This window comes from Maricurvus nonylphenolicus, from assembly GCF_042854845.1.
GTDB classification, from domain to species: Bacteria; Pseudomonadota; Gammaproteobacteria; order Pseudomonadales; family Cellvibrionaceae; genus Maricurvus; species Maricurvus nonylphenolicus.
In genome coordinates, this window is sequence record NZ_AP031498.1 from 5,323,788 (window position 1) to 5,346,359 (window position 22,572).

Sequence of the window (22,572 nt, forward strand, 5' to 3'; positions counted from 1 at the left end):
TCCATGTTAACAATACCCTCCGAATCCACTAGGATTGCTGTATACCCTGATGAGGCGACACAGGAATTCATGCTGCATTCGGCCCACCTCTATTCACTGACTGGCTTTTTTATCTTTATGCTGGCGATTGCCCTGTGGGCAAGACGCAAGGTGAACAGTGCCGAAGACTTTATTATTGCCGGGCGCCAGTTATCCATGCCGCTGTTGGTCGGCACGCTGATCGCCACCTGGTTTGGAGCCGGTAGCCTGTCTGTCTCTGCCGACACCATTTTTCAGCAAGGCCTGCAGATGACGGCGCTGGAGCCGCTGGGCTTGGGATTTTGTTTAATCTTTGCCGGCTGCTTTTACGCCCGCCGCATCTGGCACCTGCAAGCGCTAACATTGGCGGATATTATTCGGCACAAGTTTGGCCCGCTGGCTGAAAAGCTGGAAGTGATGATCAATCTGGCCTATTTGGGTTGGATCGCCACACAACTGCTGGCCCTGGGCCATATTATCGAGCTGGTGTTTGGCTTTGACGCTACTACCAGTATTCTATTTGTTACTCTGATACTGACAGCCTATACCCTGCTTGGTGGCATCTGGTCTGTTACCTTAACCGATATAGTGCAGGTCAGTTTGTTAGTGATTGGCCTGTTAATACTCTGCATCAATATCCTCGATACGTTAGTGGGGGGAGCAGGTAGCCTTTCCGGCATGCAAACGGTTTTATCTGATGCCCAGACGACTTCTGGCGGATTGATTCCTACCGAAAACCTGGAAGAGTTTCGCTACTGGTTATCGCTGTTTATATTAGGTTCACTCGGCAATATCGCCTCACAGGATTTAACCCAGCGAATTCTGGCGGCCAAGACACCAACCATAGCGGTAAGATCCTGTTTAGTCTCAGGTTTGATTTATCTTGTGATAGGTTCCATTCCCGTGATTATCGGTTTGGCTGGACGCCTGCTGATTAGTGATCCAGTAGCACAGGGTATTATCCCGCTGCTGGCAGAAAATTATTTATCGCCCTGGTTATCGGTCATTTTTATGCTGGCAATGACAGCGGCCATCACCTCTTCGGTGGATAGTGCCATGCTCGCACCAGCCAGTATTTTTTCGAAAAACCTGCTGGCCTATTACTTTGCCGATAAAGTCAGCGCCTTAACCTTAACGCGGCTGGCGGTCATAGCTGTTGCCTGCGCCAGTGCAGCGCTGGCGATGACTGGTACCCAGGCGATTGACCTTTTGCAGAGTGCCTACACACTGGGCCTAACGCCGTTTGTGATTTTAACCTTCGCACTTTATCAAAAGCAGACCTATACACTGCCTGCTGTGCTCGCCATGTTACTGGGGTTATTGTTGTGGTTTCACCACATTGTGGATTTGTTAATGCCCGGTCGATTATTCGCGCTTCCTTTTGCAGATATTCCTTTGCCGCTTTCCGTACTGGGGCTAACCTTAACAACCTATATCCTGGTACATCTGATCATGAAATGGCGAGGCTGTCAGTATTACCAATCGCAACACTGACAGCCTGTTAGAGCGTGGTATTACTCAAGCAATCCCGCTTCGTTAATATCATTCCACGCCGCCAGAATACTCTCACGCAGCACAGTAAACAGTCGCTCGACATCGTCTTGCGTTAACGTCAGTGGTGGCGAGAGTACAATTTGATTACCCAGCGGACGAATAATCATGCCTCGCGCCAGGCAGTGCTGATAAATCCGGTTACTGATATCAGCCTCTGCAGGAAAGCTCACCTTATCGCGTCTATCGGTGACAAACTCAATGGCCATCATAAAGTGACTGCCACGCACATCACCCACAACCGATATATCCATCAAACCGTTGGCCAGCTCGTAAAAATAAGGCGTCAGCGCCTGCACGTTTTCATTGAGTTTTTCCCGCTCAATAATTTCGATATTTTTCAAAGCCGCCGCACAGGCCACGGGATGACCACTGTAGGTAAAGCCCATACTTAACAGGCCACCTTCACATTGCGGCTGGCTGATAACGTCGTAGACTTTTGATGAAATAATGGCCGCACCCAATGGGATATAACCCGACGAGATACCCTTGGCGGAGACAATAATATCCGGCACACAATCATAAACAGCTTCCGAGGCAAACCAGTGCCCCAAGCGGCCAAAGGCAGTTACCACTTCATCGGCAATATACAGCATATCGTATTGAGTACAAATATCACGCATGCGACGGTGATAACCCTTCGGCGCCACCAGCACACCACCCGCGCCCATTACAGGCTCGGCAATAAAGGCCGCCACATTATCCGGCCCTAATTGCAGGATACGGTTTTCGAATTCTGCCACCAGAAAATCACAGAAAGCGTCTTCCGACAGATCTTCAGCTCCTACCGGGCGACGGTACATATTGGCAGGCGAAATATGTTCAACCCACTCATCGGCAATGCGATCGAAACTGTATTTAGTGCCGTGAATACCCGTCAGGTTTGCTGCGATATAGGTCGAACCGTGATAGGCATCCATACGGGATATAATCTTTTTCTTATTCGGCTTACCACGTTGGTTATTATAAAAATGCACCAAACGGATTGCCGCATCATTCGCCGTTGAACCACCACAGGTGTAAAACACGTGGTTTAAATCACCGGGGGCCAGCTCTGCCAGTTTTGCCGCCAAGACACTGCCGGGCTCGTTGGTGGAATGGCCGAACGGATTGCAGTACTCCATTTTCATTACTTGCTCAGCAATGGCATCGGCCATTTCTGTGCGACCATGGCCGATATTGGTACACCAGAGTCCGGCAATCGTATCAAGGTAACGATTACCATCGGCGTCGGTCAGATAATTACCACTGCCTTCACTGATGACATGACTGCCTTCTTCTTTAAAGGTCGCATAATCGGTATAAGGATGAATAAAGTGTTCTTTATCCTGGGACCAGATTGCTTGGCCCTCTTGGTTTTTAGGTGCATTCGACATAAGGCTCTCCCCACATACTGCCGACAAGGATCAAACTAAGATAACCGCGTTTAGGATTGGATAATTAAGCGCGGTTGCTGTTGTGTAATACAATGAATACCGCCACCGCCGATAGCGATAGGGTCGATATCCACCTGAATAATGCGCCGCTCTGGAAATAACTCGGCGAATACGGCTTTGGCCCGCTCATCGGCATGAATGCCGTAGCGCGGCATCACCACACCACCGTTGGCCAGATAGGAATTTACATAGGACGTGCAGTACTTCTCACCGCTGGCATCGGCCTCTTCGGCGATATCAATAAAGACGATTTGCAGTGGATTACCCTGCGCATCCGTTTGCCCTTCCAGGGCTTGATAATTTTCCTGAAAACAGGGATACAGCGGGCTATTGCGGTTCGAAGGTTTGCCCATAAGCACAACACCCGGGCGGGCATACATCAACATGCCATCGACATGGCCGTCGGTTTCCACTTCGTATTTATCACCGGGTAACCAAATCACTTTTTTGGCGCCCAGGCTTCGGCACAGCTCGGCTTCGACTTCTTTTTTGGTGAAATCAATATTGCGATTTTTATTGAGCAAACAACTTTCGGTGGTAATCACTGTGCCCAAACCATCAACAATCACCGCGCCACCTTCGGCATAAATCGGCGAGGTAAAATTCGCCAACCCCAGCGTCGATAATATGCGTTCACCAATAAGTGCATCATTGGCATAGTGACGATACTTATCGCCCCAGGCATTAAACTGCCAAGAAGAACCCGCCAGCTCGCCAACAGCATTGACTAGAAAATTGGGCCCGGTGTCGCGCAACCAGGCTTGGTCGGTGGCCAGTTCGATTAATTCGATGGCTGGCCCCAACAACTCTCGGGCCTCATCATAGGCCGATGGAGATACCAACATACTCACCGGTTCAAACTGACGAATAGCTTTAGCTACTGCCGCATAGGCTTTTTTGACTTCGTCATGACGCCCCATCCAGTAGGAGCCATCATGGGGCCAGACCATCCAGCAACGTTCATGTTGCGACCATTCTGCCGGCATATAAAAACCAAAGTCCGCAGGCGAATCAAAACTGTCTATGACCGGAGGGAAACCCATGTATTTACTCCAACGCAGCCCACTGATATCGCTGCACCTATGTGTGTAAATTTATGGTACTGAGCCCCCTGTAAAGCATCAAAAGAGTTATTTTCAAGCAATCGATTAGATTTACTTATGCAGCCCAAAACCACTTACAACACCCGCTGGCTGCGGGCTTCGCTAAAACCTGGCTTTGCGCTTGCTATACTGAAATCGTTATCGATTTAACCGGTTGCAGAGCCAAGCTGCCCACCAGCCATCAGGTTGATATTCATGCCGTTTTCTATATGCTCATAAAGCATTACGAATTTATGTCACCGTTATCGATAACGATTAAATAACCCTATAAAGATCTTGTGCGTTATGAATAGACGACCTAAAAGATTACCTCCCTTATCCGCCTTACGAGGCTTTGAAGCCGCTGCACGCCTGGGCAGTTTTTCCAAAGCCGCCAGTGAACTGCATATGACGCAGTCCGCGATCAGCCATCAAATCAAATTGCTGGAGGAATTCTTTGATCAACCACTATTCAAACGTATTAACCGCGCCGTAGAACTTACCGATGCCGGCGCGGATTTTCTCGAGACTACCACCAAGTCCCTGGATATCCTGGCGCAAGGTTCTTACCGCTTGGAGTTTTATAAAAAACCGGGTTCTGTGGTACTTACCACCACCCCCGCCTTTGCCGCCAAATGGCTAATTCCTCGCCTGCCCGATTTACGCGAACAACATCCCGTTATTGATCCCTGGATACATACCACAGACGAACAGGATTCTTTAGAGCACTCTGAAGTCGATATTGGTATCTGGTACGGCCACGGCGATTGGTCGGGTGTCGAAGCCATTAAACTCTTTGACGATGCCGTAACGCCGCTTTACGCCCCAACCATGAAAATCCGCGGCAAAGATATTGAAGAACCCGCCGACCTGCGCAACCAGGTACTGATTCATGTTGAACAGGTTGAGCGACGGGAAGACTGGCGAGCCTGGTTTTCACTCGCCGAAGTGGAAGAAACCGATACCGTGACCGGTTTAAATTTAAGTGATACCGGACTCGCACTTGAGTGCGCCGCCAGCGGTCAGGGCGTTGTATTGGGCAGTAAAATTCTCGCCGCAGACTTAATTAAACAAGGCCAATTAATTCAACCTTTCGAACTTTCCGTTCCCACCGAACAAAACTACTATCTGGTTTCCACCCCAGAAAAACTGGAACAAACTGAAGTCCGACAAATGTTCGACTGGCTAGCCAAACAAGCTCAGTAACTATATATCCAAATTAGCACAATGCGAGGAGGCAGCCGGTAAGTCTGCTCGGAGCAATCAGCCCATGCTTAAGCAGCAGGAAAAAGTCAGGGTAGTCGCTGAGGCTGTCTGAGCATAGCGAGTTTCCGAGGCGCTGACTTTTTCCTGCCGCTTATGGGCGCGGAGAGCAGACTTACCGGCTGCCTCCGGGGTTATGTATCTAAAGCCCTTTACCCTTCAACAAAGTCACTACAACTCAACATAGCATGTAATAAAACATTAGCCCCCAACTCAATCTGCTCCGGCGCAGCAAACTCAGCCTCGTTGTGTGATAAGCCATCCTTACAGGGCACAAAGATCATACTGGTCGGCGCAACCTTAGCGATATAACCAGAATCGTGACCAGCTCCAGAAACCATTTCCAACGCATCATATTGCAAGGTTTCTACCGCTGCACCGACAGCGGCGACACAACGAGCATCAAAAACCGTCGGCGGTAAACGCCACTCTTCACGAATATCAAAACCCAGCTTAAAGTTGGCCGCTTCCTCTTCTACAATCAACCTAAACTCTGCTTCCAAGGTATCAAGCACATGTTTATCAGGATGACGTAAATCCACCGCCAGGGTTAATGTTTCCGGCACCGTATTGCGTGAGGCAGGCTCTACCGCAATATCGCCGAAGGTTACACGCGCCCATTCACCTTTTGCTTCAACGGCAGCATAGAGCCGTTGCAGAATAGGACCTAACGCCATAAAGGGATCACGACGACCGTCCATTGGACTCGGGCCTGCATGACAGGGTTTACCGATTAAGGTTAAATCAAACCAGTACATACCCTGGATGCCTTTAACGATACCAATCTCTTTATCCTGTTGTTCCAGAATGGGGCCCTGCTCGATATGTACTTCAAAAGCCGCAGTAACCGGTTTAGCTGCAGCCTTTTGACTCCCCTGGTAACCAATAGCCTCTAGTGCCTGACCAACACTAATACCGTCGTGATCGGTTCTTGCGTAGGCATAAGGTAAATCAAAAACACCGGCCCACACACCAGAACCTAACATCGCCGGCGAAAAACGTGCGCCTTCCTCGTTGGTCCATACCACAACTTCCAGTGGTGCTTCCGTAGTGATATCCGCATCGTTTAACGCACGAATCACTTCCAGCCCGGCTAGCACTCCGTAAACCCCATCAAACTTGCCCCCGGTTGGCTGGGTATCCAAATGCGAGCCGGTAATGACTGGCGGCAAGTCATTATTACGGCCGTCTCTCCACGCAAAAATATTGCCGATCTCATCGACGGTAATAGAACACCCTGCCTCACGACACCAGCTTACAAACAAATCACGTCCGGCTTTATCTTCAGCCGTTAGTGCCTGACGATTACAGCCACCCTTATCGGTACCACCGATAGCCGCCATATCCATTAACGATTGCCATAGGCGATCACCATTGATTCTTAACGTCGAAATATCAATATTCATAGCGTCATCCTTCAAGATGCATCAAACATGCGCGGAGAATTACAAACAGAAAAAGGGCTACGGCTGTAGCCCATCAAAAAGGGTCTTGCACAAACATGCGAACGGTATAACTCTATCGACAATAGAAAAACACACCGAAGGAAATGCACTTACGGATACCAACTAGACTAAAACACAATCGCGCACCGAGTTATGCTTTAGCGTCCGTCGCATTTCAGAATCTATAGTAAGGAGGGGAACAACGTCCTTCAAACGAAGAAAATGAAGGACGTTGATCAAAAATAGTAATGGGAATATTTAAGGACAGGGCTAACCGACAAAGCCTGTAATACGATCAAAACACCAGTAGGCCGCAATGGTACCAATGCTATAGGCAGGCACATGTACTAGCCAGTGCGGCCACTGATTACCCAAGCGTTTCAATAGTGCAATCACAATCAATGCAGCGGCAACGAATATCAACTGGCCCAGTTCAACCCCGACATTAAACATCAATAGCGCCAACGGAATATCACCACGAGGCAATCCAATCTCTGCCAACGCTCCAGCAAAGCCCAAACCGTGTAACAGACCAAAGGTAAGCGCCACCACCCAAGGCATACGTGATGTTAAACCTTCTTGGCCCTGATTTTGTTTTACCAACTCATTGGCAAGAAACACAATCGATAAAGCAATAGAGGCTTCAACCGGCGGCCCTGGAACATTTAATATACCCAGAGCCGCCAAGCCCAGTGTGACGCTGTGAGCCAGGGTAAACGCAGTAATGGTTTTTATTAATAAACCGACGCCGCGCACAATCAACAACAGCGCCAACACAAACAACAGGTGATCAATACCAATCAGAATATGCTCAATACCCAGGATGGTATACTCTTTTGCCACATCACCACTGCTGCGCTCACCTTCGACCATAAAGTCTGGCTTGCTCGGACGCAGCAGACGTGTAGTGACTGTACCGTCTGTGTACTCAATACGTACCAGCGTATCGGTCAGAGTTTGTCGTAAACCAATAATTTCTACACGTAAGCCAGCAATCCCCTGTTCATCACAGGCCATTTGCCAGCGCTGTACCAGCGCATCGCTAAATACCGTGTCCTGCGGACGCTGGGATAATTCACAGCGGGAAAACTGTGGATGAATCGATAATTTTTGGTCACCACGTACCGGCACCTTCCACTGCACCTGCCAGTTCTGCGGATCTATTTCTTTTAACGCCAAATAGGCTGGCCGCGATTCATGCGCAGACGCATTAACGCCCAGCAACACTAGCCCCACTAACACCCACCATCGTGTCATCAGTAATTTCACGAAGCATCTCCATCACCAGCGACACTCACCTGGTATTGGGCTTTCAGGGTTTGGTAATAATCCTCGTTGGCATCCTCTCGGGCCTGACGCAACCAATCACGTTCAACCTGAGGTTTAACGTCTTCAAATACCGGCAGGCTACTTTCTACCCAATCGTTTAACTTAACCAGATGAATACCATAGCCGGATTCAATGGGCCCCTGCCAATCACGGCTGGCAGAATCCAACTGTTGTAACTGCTCGACAAATACCCGCCCCAACTGACGATTTAAGCGCAGCATATTCTGCCCTTGCATCACACTGCCTACCGGGCTGCGATCACTGGCCTGGCGCGCTTTTTCATGATCGATCTCACCGGCCTGCAACTGCTCAATCAGCGCTGTCGCATCAGCCAGTGCATCGGAACGCTTATCCGGGCTAAAGTACAACTGATCGAAGCTGGCAATAGCTGAGACGCGATAGTCTTCGACATGCTTGTCGAAATAGTCTTGTAGTACCTCATCACCTGGTGCTTCAGGCACCACCATATCCTGAATCAGAAACTCCAGTTTCTGCACCAGGCGGCGTTTGACGATGGTATCCTTGTCATCGAGCTGCATGCGCCGAGCTTCCAAATAGAGAATCTCGTTACGGATATGGTTATCAATCAGGTGTCCCAGTTCTTTCTGCGTAGGCTCGACTCCCAGCTGCTTTTTATAGCGCTCAACCAATAGCTCAATATCGGCCTCAGTCACATCAATCAGACGATCTTCATCACTCTCTGGCGCCAGGACGCCATAGGCTACAAACAGGACTGCACCCAATAACAGGAAATGCACCAGGGGCTCACGCCACAGTGATGACGGCTTCATAGCGTTCTCCAACATTCTCTCCTAATCGCTTTCTATTTATAGCGAGCATTTTACGACAAATACCCAACAGCTTAGCATGGCTTTGCGTGTAAATTTTCGTCAATATGCGCCAGCTTCTAACCCGCTATTGCCAATGTTATTATTCTCTGGCTCAAGCTGGCCGTTTTTTCAGTAAGGAAAGCCTCTAGTGATCACAGATCCCTTCTTTTACCTGTGTGCGATTCCAGCCATTTTGATCTTTGGCATGGCCAAAGGCGGCTTCGGCGGTGGTATAGCGGTGATTGCCGTTCCCCTGATGTCCCTGGCGGTGCCTCCATTTCAGGCCGCCGCTATTTTGCTGCCCATCCTTGTGGTTATGGACTTCACCGCCGTATGGAGCTTTCGCGGCCACTGGAGCCGACGCAATCTGAAACTCGCCCTGCCCGGTGCCATTGCCGGTATTACCCTGGGAGCATTTACCTTCCACTATTTATCAGAAGCTGCCGTACGTATTCTGGTCGGCCTGATTGTGGTGGTCTTTTGTCTCGATTACTGGCTCCGCAACAAAGCCAGCGAGAAGCGCGAGCCCGATGCCCTGCGCGGCACCTTCTGGGGCAGTATCGCCGGCTTTACCAGCTTTGGCATTCACCAGGGCGGCCCGCCCATCAGTATTTTCTTTTTGCCGCAGCAGATGGATAAAAAACTGTTAATGGGCACCTTTGCGGTATTTTTTACCGTGGTTAATCTGGTGAAATTAATTCCCTATGCCTGGCTGGGGCAGTTTGATACTACCAATCTCATGACATCGCTGGTGTTAATTCCCATAGCCCCTATTGGGGTACGGCTGGGCTATTACCTTTTACATAAAATTGATGAACAGATGGTGTACAGAATCTGCTATTTCTTTTTGTTTGTGGTGGGGTTGAAGCTACTCTGGGATGGAGTAGCAGGTTAAGCACTACACTCCAGAGAAATGCGCTTTGCAAATATCGATAAAAGCCTGCGCAGCTGGCGAACGCATGCGATTTTCCACTTCGATAACACTTAACTCCAAATTCATCTGCCGGTCTGAAAAGTCCAAACTAACCAGGCTGCCTTGCTGCAACTGTTGCGAAAACTCCATCACCGGCGCAATCGAGATAGCATCGGATGTACGTATCACGTTTTCTATGGTTGGGTAATCACTGCACATAATGGAGGGCCACTGCCCGACACCCTGTCCGCCATGCTCTTGTTTTAATTTCATTAAAGGATATAGGGGATGGGACTCACCGATCATGGTCGGCGCAACCAGTGGGTAATTAAAAAACGCGTTGGCATCATGCTCAGATTCGGCAATTAACGGATGTCCCTCTCGTACAATAATGGACATGGGAATATTGCATAATAATTCAATCGCCAGCCCTTCCGAATTACGGTAACTGCCGCTACCGGCGAGTAACAAGTCCAACTCCCGCCCATGCAAACTTTCTGTTAAATACTCTGGGGTGTTTTCCGTAATGTTGATCGCTATGGCAGGATAGCGCGCATGGAAAACCGGCAGCGTATCTCGCAAGATTAAACTGCGCGCGGCTCTCCCCACAGCAATACGTAGCTCACCTCCAGATAAATTTTGATAGATTTCGGCTTCGCGCTTGATATCCCCCACATCCACCAACACCTTGCGACAGGAGTCAACAATCTGCAGGCAAAAGGCGGTGGGTTGCATACCGGATTTCGAGCGTTCAAATAAAGAGACCCCCAGATCATCTTCCAGTTTATTGAGACTGCGTGTCACAGCGGTATGGGTTAGGAACAGGGATTCAGCCGCACTGTGAATGGAGCCATGTTCAATAATGGCCAATAGATGCTGTAACTGCTTAATCGTAATCATCCCGACCCCCTACCTGCCATTAAAGCTAACCCTCATGGAAACTTTTACATTCCACAAAGAAACTATAAGTCACTATTTGTCACCATTATAGCTTGCTAGCATGGATACCTCACCCTGCTGTTCAAATAATAACCACGCAGGTACAGAGAGATCACAATAACTAGAGAGCAGACGATGAAGATGACCCAATCCCCCTTAGCAAAAGGTATTGCCCTGAGCCTTGGACTCGCAGCTGGCAATAGCCTAGCGGCAGACTTTGCCATTGAAGAGATCGTAGTAACCGCCACCAAGCGTGCTGAAAGTATTCAGGATGTGCCTATTTCCGTATCGGCTTTCAGCGGCGATTTTTTGGAAAAATCAGGCCTTAAAGATTTGCAGGATCTGGGCAATATCGCACCCAACCTGACCATTTCCAAAAGCTCACAATCGGTAAACCAGCGCATTGCCGTTCGTGGTGTTGGCTCTGTGGGTAACAATGCGATTGATCCCAGTGTGGCAGTCTATATTGACGGTGTTTATATGCCGCGTCCGGGTGCAGTGCTGGGCAGCTTAAAAGATATTGAAGTTGCAGAGGTTCTGCGCGGACCACAGGGGACGCTGTTTGGTCGCAATGCATCCATGGGCGCATTAAATATTCGCACCTATAAACCCAGTCTGGATGAAACTTCGCTGAAAGTAGATGCCGGTATTGGCGACTACGGCGCCCACGATACCACCCTGATCGCCAACGCCCCCTTAACGGACACTATCGCCAGCCGTGTGGTGGCCAGCTATTCTTCACTGGATGGTTATGGTGAAAATAGTTACGACGGCAATAACAACGTCGGCGGTAACCGCAACAACAGCCTGAAAACCTCATTCCTCTATGAGCCCAGTGAAAACCTGAGCGCACTGCTGCGCCTGGATTACCAGGAAATCGACGGTGATGGCGGTATTATTGAAGTCCACCCGGATAGCATAACCGCAGCACGCTCCGCGCAAATTACTGCACGAACTGGCGGTAACGCCCCTGATCTAAGCGGTGGCCTCGATCATGAGATTAACCAGAAGCATAACGACCAATTAAGTGATCGTCAGTGGGGCGCCAATCTGGATATTACCTGGGATGATGCCTTTGCCGGTCATACCCTGCGCTCCATTACCTCGCACAGGGACTGGAATAATGACACCAGTGAATATTCTGTGCTGCGTCTTCCTCTTGAAGATGCCGAACGCGCAACCACTTATGGCAGCCAATCTTTCTCGCAAGAACTGCAATTAATTTCGCCGGAAGGAGAAACCTTTGACTATGTCGCCGGCCTCTATTACTTCCAGGAAGATTACGATATTGATCAGGATATTCATCTGGGCTCTGACTTCTGCCCGGTAATTGCTGGCATTGTAGGGCAAACCGCCGCCTGTCATATGTTCACCCAGTACAATGCAATCGACACGGCCTTCTCTCAAGAAGCCAGCTCTTGGGCAGCCTTTTTCCAAGGTACAGTGCACCTTAATGAGAAAGCCGATTTAACTCTGGGTATTCGTTATTCCGCGGATGAAAAAGAAGCTGAATTTAATGCTGTAGGCAACAACCCTGTCGCCGGATCTCTGTTCGCTGCTACCGAAAACCATGATCTGAAATTTGACGATGAACAGGTTACCTGGTTTGCCAACGGTAAATACTTTATTAATGGCGACACTATGCTGTTTGCCACAGTGTCTACCGGCTATAAGTCGGGCGGTTTCAACTCGCAAATGTCCAGAGATGCCCTAAGCGGGGATGAGCGCATTTTTGATTCAGAAGAAGTGACAAACTATGAGCTAGGCATTAAAAGCACCTTGCTGGATGGTCGCTTGATTGCCAATGCAACACTCTACCGCACCGATATCGAAAACTTTCAGGACCGCTCCTTCCAGGGTTTGAACTTTGTAGTCGCCAATGCCGGCGAACTGCGTCAGCAAGGCCTTGAGATGGACCTGAAATATCAGCCAATGGAAGAGTTGTTCGTAAATCTTGGTTACTCTTATCTGGATTCTGCTTTCCTGTCCTTTGATCAGGCTTCCCCCTTACCAGGAGCCGGTGGCACCCAGGATTTGAAAGGCAAACCAAACCACTACTCTGCAGAACATCAAGTGAATCTCAGTGCGCAATGGGAAGCAAGTCTGGGTGATACCGGTATGAGCTGGTTTGTACGGGGCGAAGCGGCATGGACGGATGATATGAATATTGGCGCAACCACCAACAATAACCCTCAAACAGTTCAGGACGCTTATACTTTAACGAACCTGCGCATGGGACTTAACGCGGAGGACGAACGCTGGAACGTATCAGCCTTTGTTGAAAACCTTACCGATGAGGAATACTGCACCAGCATGTTTGACCAACCCGCCGGTTCACTGCTGGGCACCCAGAGCGATAATGGCACCCTGGTGCGCTGCGTAATGGGTGCACCGCGGACTATAGGAGTACGCGGCAGCTACTACTTTGACTAAAACTTGTGACAGTCTTTTTGACTCTCTCTTTGCCCGGCATCGGCGCCGGGCTTTTTTAAGTAATACGTTTAGGTACCCACATGTCAGCACCACACTGTAGCCGCCGTGATCTTTTGAAGTTAGGACTCGGCTCATCTGCCCTGGCATTTACCGGCTGTAGCATCGACTGCACATCTCCAGACACCTGGGACAAAGGTGATATCCAGCATATCTTACCTACCGTTAGCCATCGCGCTTTTAATATCAAGGTGTCATTTCATCAGCCCTGTAACACACCCACACTTCGTATCGGCGAAACTAATGTAACGGGTGCACAGCAGGATTCTGCCGGGCGCTTCTGGGCTTTTCGCATTAACAACCTGCAACCAGATACACAATATGCGCTGCAACTGTTCGATAAACACAACAACAGTCTGTGCGCGCAATGGCCATTAAAAACTTTCCCTGCACCAACAGCTGCGCCACAAAACCTAAGAGTGATTAGCTACACCTGTGCTGGCGGCCCGGATTTACCCGTACTGCCCGGCGGGCGCGATGCCTTTAAACCTGTTGCCTACCGACAAAAGCTCTACGACTTAATGCTGGAGCAAAAACCCGATCTGGTAATTGCCAACGGTGATCATATCTATTGGGATTATCGCTCATGGCTCAATAATCGTGACGGCGCCCTTTCACGCATGGCGATGAAATACTTTCTGCAAAGTTATGGCACCTTTGACCAGACACAAGCCGTAAAAGGCACCGCAAATGAAACGACATTGCAAGCCGTTGCCGATGAACAAATAGGACGCACCTACGGTGTCAGGTTTCGCTCAACACCGATATTTTTTATCACCGATGACCATGATTACTTTGACAACGATGATGCCACACCGGAACTGGTAACTTTTCCGCCAAATAATTTTCACGCGGAGTTACGTAACCTTTTACAGGCGCAATATTTCCCGGAATATATTGTAGAAGAAACATTGCCTGATAATTTCCCCGGTCAAAAACAGGAAAATAATGTAAAACTCTCCACCCACTTTGGCGGTTTCCAATATGGTCAGTTATTGTTAGGCCTGGTTTACGATTGTGGCGGTCAATTAACGCTTAATGGAGATCATGCAGGCCTGGTGCCTGAAACTGTCGAGAACTGGTTAATTGAGAAAACACAATCCAGTAACAGCCAACACTTAATCCACTTCCCCTCTCACCCCATGGGTTGGAGTGCTGGCAAATGGCGGGAATGGTACCCCGACACCATCGACAGCGAAGGGACACTGCTGGCCGATGTGCATCGCGATCGAGACGGTAACAAATATATGTGGCAACAGGGCTGGTGGTTACAGCATCAACGCTTGCTGCAAACCATTCACTCTCAACCCAATCGTAAACCTATTGTCGTTTCCGGAGATTTACATTTGTTGGGTAGCGGAGTAATTGAAAAGAGCGGCGATCTGGACCTGAGTGAAAACCCTGTGCACACCATTCTCAGTGGCCCAGTCGGCGTTGGGGGTTTAGGATGGCTGTCTAAGGCGCGAGGTCTGCAAGCCAAAAATCCTGGCGCGATGGAGGTTGATGAGCTATTACCGCCACAGGAAACCAATGGATTTACGTTACTTGAAATCTCGCCAAACAAGATTGAGGTAAACCTGATGGCTTGCCCTAAAGGCTATATCGATCCGACACAATTAACCGTCACACCGGCACATCAGTATTCCGTATAGACAATAAAAAAGGCGCAGCACACGGAGTTGCTACGCCTTTTTATGCACAGTTTTTTTCTACTTAGGAAGCCAGAATATCCGCCAACGATTTGGCCTCATCCTTCACTACCAAAATATCTTCCATAATCAGATACTGCAGATCTGATCCAAAGAACATATTCAGCGCATCAACCGGTGCGCATACCATGGGTTCGCCACGACGGTTCAGTGAAGTGTTTAAGCACACACCGTTGCCGGTGAGTTTTTCCAACTCTTCCAGCATCGCGTAATAACGCGGATGCGCATCTTGTTTAACAGCCTGTGCACGCGCAGTGCCGTCTTCATGTACCACTTCCGGAACACGATCCTTCCACTCTTCGTTTACTTCGAAGGTGAATGTCATAAACGGGGCCGGGTGATCGACTTTAAACATTTCGTCGGCTACGCGGTCGAGCATACTCGGGCAGAAGGGGCGCCAGCGCTCGCGGAATTTGATCTGCTCGTTAATACGATCAGCAATTCCAGGAACAGAAGGACAACCGATAATAGAACGACCACCCAGGGCGCGCGGACCAAATTCCATACGGCCCTGGAACCAGGCAACCGGATGACCGTCGGCGAGTACCTTGGCGATGGTTTCCGATACGTTGTCGATCTTCTGCCACTTGGGCTCGGCTTCGTGCTTGGCACAGGCAGCGATGACTTCCTCGTTGGTGTAGCTTGGGCCGAGGTAAACGTGTTCCATTTTCTCTGGCTGGATGCCGCGCTTAGCCAGCACATAAGAGGCTGCACCTACGGCAGTACCGGCATCACCAGAAGCCGGCTGTACGTACAGCTCTTTAACGTCGCCACCGGCGATAATTTTCTGGTTCAGTTTTACGTTCAGTGCACCACCACCGGAGAAGGCCATCTTGCCGGTCTCGCGGATAATATCGCCCAGGTAGTAGTCCATCAGTTTCAGGACAACAGTTTCGTACAGGTCCTGAATACTGGCAGCGTAGTGAATGTACGGGTCATCGGCAATATCACCTTCACGCTTGGGGCCTAACCACTCGATCAGTTTCGGGGTGAAGTAGTAACCCTTGCCCTTTTCATCTTTCCAGCGACGCAGGCCAATGACGTTGGCGTAGTCGGTGTTGATGCGGAATTCTTTGCCGTCGAAATCAACCAGGCGCGACAGGTCGTACTTGGTTGGGTCGCCGTAAGGGGCCATACCCATGACCTTGTACTCACCGTCGAGCATTTCAAAGCCCAGGTATTCGGTGATAGCACCGTACAAACCACCCAGAGAATCCGGGTCGTAGAATTCTTTGATCTTGTGGATCTTGCCGTTTTCGCCGTAACCGAAGAAGGTGGTGGCGTATTCGCCTTTACCGTCGACGCCCATAATGGCGGTCTTCTCGGTAAAGCCACTTAAGTGGTAAGCACTGGAGGCGTGGGCCAGGTGGTGCTCAACGGGTTCGAACTCGATCTTCTTGTGATCGATACCCAGATTAGTGAGCAACTCAAAAATACGGTTGCGGTAGCGACGGTAGCGACGATTGCCGTTAAACAGGACATCCAGGGCACGATCCGGTGCATACCAGTAGCGCTTGGCGAAGTGCAGACGGCCTTCGTTGCCAATCAGCGGAATCGGGGCGAAAGGAATGGCCACCACATCGATATCTTCAGGCTTGATGCCAGCCTGCTGGATACAGAACTTGGCTGCCTCGTAGGGCATGTGGTTTTTGGCGTGCTTGTCGCGAATAAAGCGCTCTTCTTCGGCGGCCGCCACCAGCTTGTCGTCTATGTAGAGGGCAGCTGACGGATCGTGGTTGAGTGCGCCGGATAGGCCAAGAACAATGGTGCTCACTTATTATCCCCAAATTCGATGGTTGTGGCTTATAGCTGTACGTATTGGTAACAAATACAAAGGAGGGGATTCTACCTGATCTAGCGCTTTTTACCCACCTTCTGCATAACCTTGTGGTTAAATTGCTCACAAGCCTGTGACCAGGTCGACTCTCCGAGATAGCCCTGTATCAGCCATCGCCAGCTATCTTCAGCCCAACCACCACAGCCCCGGTATAGAGAGGAGAAATCTCGCCACAAGCCCCGGGAAGCAAAAAACGTAGAGCGCATCTTTTCAAGGTCGATAAATCGAATATCACAGCCACCCATAGAGGGCTTTCTGAAGAAAATATGATTGCCATACAAGCAGTGGTGAACCAGCCCAGCTTGATGCAACCGAGCTATGTGCTCACCGGCAGCCCTCATAATCGGCTCCCTATCTGTTGCTGAAACAGAGTGGATATCGAGTTCGATGAGAGGTTGATATCCTTCAAGCCCCACAGTAACGAATATTGCCTGCCCACCGTTGAGCGCGCGCCGACCATAATAGACCGGCTCTATGGTACCAATACCCAACGCCTGCAAATGACAGGCATTCCGCCACTCCCTCTCACAAACAGGCATTGGACGCCATGGCTTGCGCCAATCAAAGCAATTGTAGTTTTCTTGCCGCTTGATAAATAGCGTGATAGGACAGCCATCAATATCAGACTTAAAGGAATATACCGTGCTGGTTCCACCTCGCTCTGTATTAGGTGCCTGAAAAGGCTCAAGCTCCACATCCCATAACGAGGAAAAACTATCCAAATTCAATGCCTGTAAAACAGACTTCCAGGCAGGATTAACGAACTCTTCCAGTGAATGATCTAGCTCAGTCATGCGTCTGATTTCCGGCCCTTATAAAACTGAATCACCTTACGGATAATCCGCTTGTCTTTAGCGCTCAACTTGTCACGGCCAGTGTATTGTTTGTAAAAGTACAATCGCTGACTACGCGTTAACACCGGCCTAGCTTCTCGATCAAGGCAGGCCAAATCCTTAATTTTTCTGTAACTTAGAAATGGTTCACTCCAAAAGGTGCCTGCTGGGCAATCTATCATATGCACCCTAGGATCATCCTCTGGCCCATTAATAAGGATATTTCGCCATTTCCAGTCATTGTGCCCAAAACAATTCTGATGCATAACCTGAGTAGCATGCGCGACTTGGCGACATACTGAACGTACCCAGTGATCATTCTTAAGTAAAGGAGACTTCTCTCGGGCCAAAGCTGCCATGTCAACGGCATTTTTTACACCGCGAGTAATCACCACACCTCGCCGTTTGTACCAACGACTTTCTTCACCGTATGCTACCAACTCTGCAGGAGAAAGCCCCCATTGAGAAAATCGACTCAGATTCTCCCATTCCCGTTTCGCCTTGCTTTTGCCGAAAAAACGAGCAGCGCCCTCAGCTGGTCCAAGATATCGTTTGATATAATACTCTTCGCCGTCATAGCATAAACGGCTTACCGTACACAGCGAACTCTGAGTAACCAATTCACCACCACAGGAGAACGCATCCTCCAAGCTGGCGAAGTCTTTTGCTGTTCTGCCTTGTTGATAAGTAGGTAAGATAGTCCACTCAGACATCAAATAGCATCCCCATAACGCTGCTTGCGTTTGTACAACTTATCCGCCTTGCGCTGCAGGCCTTTCCACACCGAGCGATTAGTTTGAATCCAGCGCTTTATGTCCCCACCGCTGTAGACATAGAGAAAGCGCAATAAATCACGTTGACTTAAGCCAATTTCCATCACCGAAAAATACAACGCTGCCAAATCTTTTAACAACCAGCGTGCGGGTACCTGGGCGCGCATTTGAGCGCGGTGCAAGTCAATTAGATGCAAAGGAAACTCACTCTGGGTTTCCACATCAACACTGTTGGGCAACAAAAAGTGACAGATATAAAAATCACGATGATTAATACCGGCACCGTGCATGCGCTTGGCCATGGTGGCGACTTTTTCGATTAAGCGCTTTTTCACACGGTAGGTCGGAGGCTGCTTGGGCCACTCGGCACAAATATCTTCCAACGAGGTGGTATCAGCCAGGTCATCGGTAATGATAAAGGAGTGACGTTTTGCCGGATTCCAACCCTGTTCGCCAAAGGCGGCAACGGTCATAGTATCGACATCGATCTTGTGCAACGCCTCTACCGCACGCCACTCATTTTTGGCGCTAACCACCGGCAAACGCATCTGGATCAGGTTTTTTAGAATTTCACCCCAACCAATACCGCGGTGCAGTTTTAGAAAATAACTTTTGCGGTTAAAGGTAAATTGCAGGGTGCGACGGCCATCGAGCTCTCGGTACACTTCACCTTCGAGGCGCTGTACCTCCATAAAGGCATCACGGTGCTTCCAGGCCGTGGCATACTCATCGCGTAAATACAGTGTCATTAAGCCTGTTCCTGGCTGTTATGTATGGCAATTATCGTATCAGCGGCATGCTTGGGCATATCGTAGATATCTGCTGACTGAGAAAAGGCAATGCCATTCGCACGCCATGCTTGGCGTTGTTCTTTTGAGGTTTGTAGCAAACGCTGCAGACTGTGATTAAATCGACCTTGAATAAAAGGCGACTCCAGCACTTCACCGGCTTCGGCTTCTGCCACATAGCGCGCATAACCGCACACATCTGTGACCATTACCGGCAATCCGGCAACGACGGCTTCCAACAATACGGTGCCGGTATTTTCATGACGGGCCGGATGAATCAAAAAATCGGCGCCCTGCATAAAGCGCGGGATATCATCACGGCCAGCAAAAATTCTAAAACGCTCACCAAAACTGGCAGCCATACGTTTAAATTGATCGGGTTTATCCTGACCAATCACAAACAGATGGGTTTTCGCACGCAGCGCTTCGGGCAGAGCTGCAACGGCGTCAATACTGCGATCCACACCTTTGGTTTTAAAGCCAGAGCCCACCATCAACAGCAGGTTCTCATCGTCTGCGATTTTAAACTCGCGACGGAATTCTTCGCGTAAGGCAGCACTGTTATCAGGTGCGCAGCGATCGCGAGCAATACCCGGCGGCAACATGGTGATGCGTTTATCAGGCGTGCCATACACACGTTGATAGATCGGCTTTTGAATATCGGAAATCACCAGCAGGTGGGTTTTACTCTCTTTACCAAAGGCGGCTTTTTCATAAGCAGAGAAATGTTTGTAGCGGCCACCGAGGCGATAAAACTTGCCACGCCAACCGGTATAGAGCTCGCTGACACGGGCCTCGTAGCAGCCATCAGCCACGTAATACACATCCAGGCCCGGCATTTTGTTAAAGCCGACTGTTAAGGCGACAGGATGCTGAGCACAGTGAGCATCAATCCAATTGAGGAAATTCTGATTTTTGGCGTGGCTGCTTAAACCTTTTTTCGGCACCTGCACCACATCGAAACCGTCGGGGATATCACCCTGCCAGCCAAAGGTATACACGCGGATGTTATAACCGCGTTCCTGACAGATACTGGCAATACGAATAAAATCCCGCTGCAAACCACCAAAGGGGAAATACTTGTAGAGGATAAACGCCAATACCGGGGCAGAGGATTGCGAATTGGTCATTAGCAAGCTACAGGTTTTTTAGACAGCATGGGTTGCAGCTGTTGGTAAACATGATCTGGCGTTAGAGGAGAGAACACTGCGGGTTCAACGCCAGCTATCTCTTCTCCCCCGTTTTTTACAAGATAGTCGCCAGCACACAAATGCAACTGGTTTTCACCATAAGCGCCAACCAAGGATGGACTGGTAGGCCCATAAAGCGAAATCGCCGGAATATTTAACGCTGCGGTTAAATGACCCAAGCCAGTATCGACGGCAACCACGGCGGATGCTTGTGCCAACACACCGGCCACGGCATGCAAACTTAAACGTGGCAGCACTTCTACGCCATTAATGCCCTTGGCAATACGACGTGCACGATCGCGTTCATGCTCAGCCCCCCAGGGCAAACGTACGCGATAGCCTTCACGGGTTAACCTCTCTGCCAGATCGCGCCAGTAATCTTCCGGGTAGTGCTTGTCGTCACGGGTAGTGCCATGCAAAAACACCACATTCGGCGCTTCCGGCGTCGCACTGCAGAAACGGCGACGATCAATGCCATAGTCACCTTTGGTTTCAGGTTTCGGATAATCCAGTGCCTGGGCAAACAGGGAGCGAATACGCTCAACCGCGTGCATATCTTTATCAACGCCGAACTTATGACGATAAAAATAGCTGGCCACTTTTTCACGGACTGACTTTTTGTCGTAGCCTGCAGCCGGGGCTTTTACCCAACGGGTTAGCCAGGCACTTTTTAATAGACCCTGGGCATCAATCACCAGATCATAGTGGTGTTTACGCAAGTGGGTTTTGCATTGCTTCCACTCGTTGGAGCCCCAGGTTTTTAAAATCTCTTTACGCCAGCGACGAATGGCTACAGGAATCACTTCATCGACAGCCGGGTGCCAACGGGGGATTTCGGCAAAGCCCTCTTCCACCACCCAGTCGAAAGTAATATTAGGGCGCGCGCGCTTGGCATCGGTCAACGCTGGCAGGGTATGAATCACATCACCCATGGACGAGGTTTTAATAATCAGTACGCGCATCAGGCAACCCCTTGCTCGGTTTCTCGGGCAGCCAATTGCTTTTGCACCGCTTCCATCACACGCTCCGGCGTAATATCAATCATGCTCTGGTGATAACCCTGGTCGTTATCGCCTTTGCGAATTTTCAGATAACCGTCAATCAAGCGAATCACCTCAGCTTTATCGGTTAACGGCGGTGTGAAATCCGGGCTTGTTGGGCCGTAGAGGGCAACCAAGGGTGAGCCTACCGCAGCGGCGACATGCATCAAACCGGAATCATTGGTCACCACCGCATCACAAGCCGCCAACAAATCCACTGCCTGCGGCAGTGTGGTTTCGCCAGCCAGGCCAATCAGGGCTTGCTGCTGCTCATCGGGCAACTGGTCTTTAATTTGTTCAACCACCTCGGCATCTTTGGCCGAGCCAAAGCAGGCTATTTGATAACCCTGTTCAATCAGCTTCGAGGCCAGAGCCGCATAGTGATAATCAGGCCAGCGCTTGGCCGGGCCAAACTCCGCACCTGGGCAGAAGCCAATCAGCTTGCTGCTGGGCAGGTTAAATTGTTTTATGGCCTGCTGCTGCAAATCGGTATCAATCGTGAGCTTGGGCGGCAGAATCTCTGGCAACTCTTTGGCAGACGCCACACCGGGGCCCGCTAGAGCTACATAGCGCTCAACCATACGTGGAAACGCTGACTTGATAAGCTTGCGTGGATCGTTGAGCAGGAAATAGCGCATTTCACCCAGCCAACCGGTACGCAGATCTATACCGGCAAACCAGGGTATCAGGGCCGACTTCAGCGAATTGGGCAACACAATAGCCTGATCGTATTGCTGCTCGGCAAGGAACTCACCCAGACGCCGACGCACTCCCAGCTGCAGGCTGCCGTGGCCTACCGGCATTTCGATGGTGTTATTCACCTCGGGCATACGCTCGATAATGGCGCGACACCAGTCCGGCGCCAGTACATCGATCTCACAATTTGGGGATTGTGCCTTCAACTGGCGGTAGAGCGACTGGCTCATCAGCATATCGCCCACCCAGGAAGGGCCGACAATTAAGATTTTAGGCTTACCCATGTACGGTTCGAGTCCTACGGTTTGAGTCCCAGCGAGAGGCCATCAAATAAAACGGCGCATGATACCCCATTACCTATCCACCAGTCACCGCCCCTCTATTCCCCCCACCCGCCAGGGCCCGGCCTT

18 protein-coding genes are annotated in these 22,572 nt (G+C 50.0%); 5 read left to right on the forward strand and 13 right to left on the reverse strand.

Features of this window, described 5'->3' with window-relative positions; genetic code table 11:
- Positions 1-69: 69 nt before the first annotated feature.
- Positions 70-1,512: a sodium:solute symporter family transporter gene (locus tag ACGHZ6_RS23130; protein WP_390616430.1), complete on the forward strand. Its 1,443-nt coding sequence runs from the start codon at positions 70-72 to the stop codon at positions 1,510-1,512.
- A gap of 20 nt (positions 1,513-1,532) precedes the next feature.
- Here the strand turns inward: ACGHZ6_RS23130 and ACGHZ6_RS23135 are convergent, their stop codons facing one another.
- Positions 1,533-2,945, reverse strand: coding sequence for an aminotransferase (locus tag ACGHZ6_RS23135; RefSeq protein WP_390616431.1), 1,413 nt, complete (start codon positions 2,943-2,945; stop codon positions 1,533-1,535).
- 50 nt (positions 2,946-2,995) lie between these two features.
- Positions 2,996-4,048, reverse strand: coding sequence for an agmatine/peptidylarginine deiminase (locus ACGHZ6_RS23140; protein ID WP_390616432.1), 1,053 nt, complete (start codon positions 4,046-4,048; stop codon positions 2,996-2,998).
- Between the two features lie 345 nt (positions 4,049-4,393).
- Here ACGHZ6_RS23140 and gcvA point away from each other — a divergent pair, with 345 nt between their 5' ends.
- On the forward strand, positions 4,394-5,293 hold the full coding sequence (gcvA, locus tag ACGHZ6_RS23145; protein WP_390616433.1) for a transcriptional regulator GcvA: 900 nt from the start codon (positions 4,394-4,396) through the stop codon (positions 5,291-5,293).
- A 209-nt stretch (positions 5,294-5,502) separates the two neighbouring features.
- Here the strand turns inward: gcvA and ACGHZ6_RS23150 are convergent, their stop codons facing one another.
- The 3 genes from ACGHZ6_RS23150 to ACGHZ6_RS23160 form a co-directional block, all read right to left on the reverse strand.
- Positions 5,503-6,756: a Zn-dependent hydrolase gene (locus tag ACGHZ6_RS23150; protein WP_390616434.1), complete on the reverse strand. Its 1,254-nt coding sequence runs from the start codon at positions 6,754-6,756 to the stop codon at positions 5,503-5,505.
- Positions 6,757-7,065: 309 nt separating this feature from the next.
- Entirely contained in the window at positions 7,066-8,064 is a 999-nt protein-coding gene (locus ACGHZ6_RS23155; protein ID WP_390616435.1) for a HupE/UreJ family protein, read from the reverse strand.
- Positions 8,061-8,915, reverse strand: coding sequence for a peptidyl-prolyl cis-trans isomerase (locus tag ACGHZ6_RS23160; protein ID WP_390616436.1), 855 nt, complete (start codon positions 8,913-8,915; stop codon positions 8,061-8,063). Before ACGHZ6_RS23160 ends, ACGHZ6_RS23155 begins: the two co-directional genes overlap by 4 nt.
- 187 nt (positions 8,916-9,102) lie before the next feature.
- Here ACGHZ6_RS23160 and ACGHZ6_RS23165 point away from each other — a divergent pair, with 187 nt between their 5' ends.
- Positions 9,103-9,849 carry a sulfite exporter TauE/SafE family protein gene (locus ACGHZ6_RS23165; protein WP_390616437.1) on the forward strand — a complete coding sequence of 249 codons (747 nt, stop codon included), beginning with the start codon at positions 9,103-9,105 and terminating at the stop codon, positions 9,847-9,849.
- Positions 9,850-9,852: 3 nt separating this feature from the next.
- Here ACGHZ6_RS23165 and ACGHZ6_RS23170 read toward each other — a convergent pair whose 3' ends face one another.
- Positions 9,853-10,767, reverse strand: a complete 915-nt coding sequence (locus tag ACGHZ6_RS23170) for a LysR family transcriptional regulator (RefSeq protein ID WP_390616438.1) — start codon at positions 10,765-10,767, stop codon at positions 9,853-9,855.
- Positions 10,768-10,941: 174 nt separating this feature from the next.
- Between ACGHZ6_RS23170 and ACGHZ6_RS23175 the strand changes: the two genes are divergently transcribed.
- The gene (locus tag ACGHZ6_RS23175; RefSeq protein ID WP_390616439.1) at positions 10,942-13,239 is read left to right on the forward strand and encodes a TonB-dependent receptor; all 2,298 of its coding nucleotides are present in this window, start codon (positions 10,942-10,944) and stop codon (positions 13,237-13,239) included.
- 80 nt (positions 13,240-13,319) lie between these two features.
- Positions 13,320-14,948, forward strand: coding sequence for a phosphodiesterase (locus tag ACGHZ6_RS23180; protein ID WP_390616440.1), 1,629 nt, complete (start codon positions 13,320-13,322; stop codon positions 14,946-14,948).
- A 61-nt stretch (positions 14,949-15,009) separates the two neighbouring features.
- Here ACGHZ6_RS23180 and ACGHZ6_RS23185 read toward each other — a convergent pair whose 3' ends face one another.
- The 7 genes from ACGHZ6_RS23185 to waaF form a co-directional block, all read right to left on the reverse strand.
- Complete coding sequence (locus ACGHZ6_RS23185) at positions 15,010-16,779, reverse strand: carbamoyltransferase (RefSeq protein WP_390616441.1); 1,770 nt, start codon at positions 16,777-16,779, stop codon at positions 15,010-15,012.
- Positions 16,780-16,859: 80 nt separating this feature from the next.
- Complete coding sequence (locus tag ACGHZ6_RS23190) at positions 16,860-17,636, reverse strand: lipopolysaccharide kinase InaA family protein (RefSeq protein ID WP_390616442.1); 777 nt, start codon at positions 17,634-17,636, stop codon at positions 16,860-16,862.
- Positions 17,633-18,388, reverse strand: a complete 756-nt coding sequence (locus tag ACGHZ6_RS23195) for a lipopolysaccharide kinase InaA family protein (RefSeq protein WP_390616443.1) — start codon at positions 18,386-18,388, stop codon at positions 17,633-17,635. The genes ACGHZ6_RS23190 and ACGHZ6_RS23195 overlap by 4 nt, the downstream gene beginning before the upstream one ends.
- A complete protein-coding gene (rfaP, locus tag ACGHZ6_RS23200) occupies positions 18,388-19,197 on the reverse strand; it encodes a lipopolysaccharide core heptose(I) kinase RfaP (RefSeq protein ID WP_390616444.1) in 810 nt (269 codons plus the stop codon). The genes ACGHZ6_RS23195 and rfaP overlap by 1 nt, the downstream gene beginning before the upstream one ends.
- Positions 19,197-20,366: a glycosyltransferase family 4 protein gene (locus ACGHZ6_RS23205; protein ID WP_390616445.1), complete on the reverse strand. Its 1,170-nt coding sequence runs from the start codon at positions 20,364-20,366 to the stop codon at positions 19,197-19,199. The genes rfaP and ACGHZ6_RS23205 overlap by 1 nt, the downstream gene beginning before the upstream one ends.
- The gene (rfaC, locus tag ACGHZ6_RS23210) at positions 20,366-21,388 is read right to left on the reverse strand and encodes a lipopolysaccharide heptosyltransferase RfaC (protein WP_390616446.1); all 1,023 of its coding nucleotides are present in this window, start codon (positions 21,386-21,388) and stop codon (positions 20,366-20,368) included. Before rfaC ends, ACGHZ6_RS23205 begins: the two co-directional genes overlap by 1 nt.
- Positions 21,388-22,446, reverse strand: a complete 1,059-nt coding sequence (gene waaF, locus ACGHZ6_RS23215) for a lipopolysaccharide heptosyltransferase II (RefSeq protein WP_390616447.1) — start codon at positions 22,444-22,446, stop codon at positions 21,388-21,390. Before waaF ends, rfaC begins: the two co-directional genes overlap by 1 nt.
- Positions 22,447-22,572: the final 126 nt, after the last annotated feature.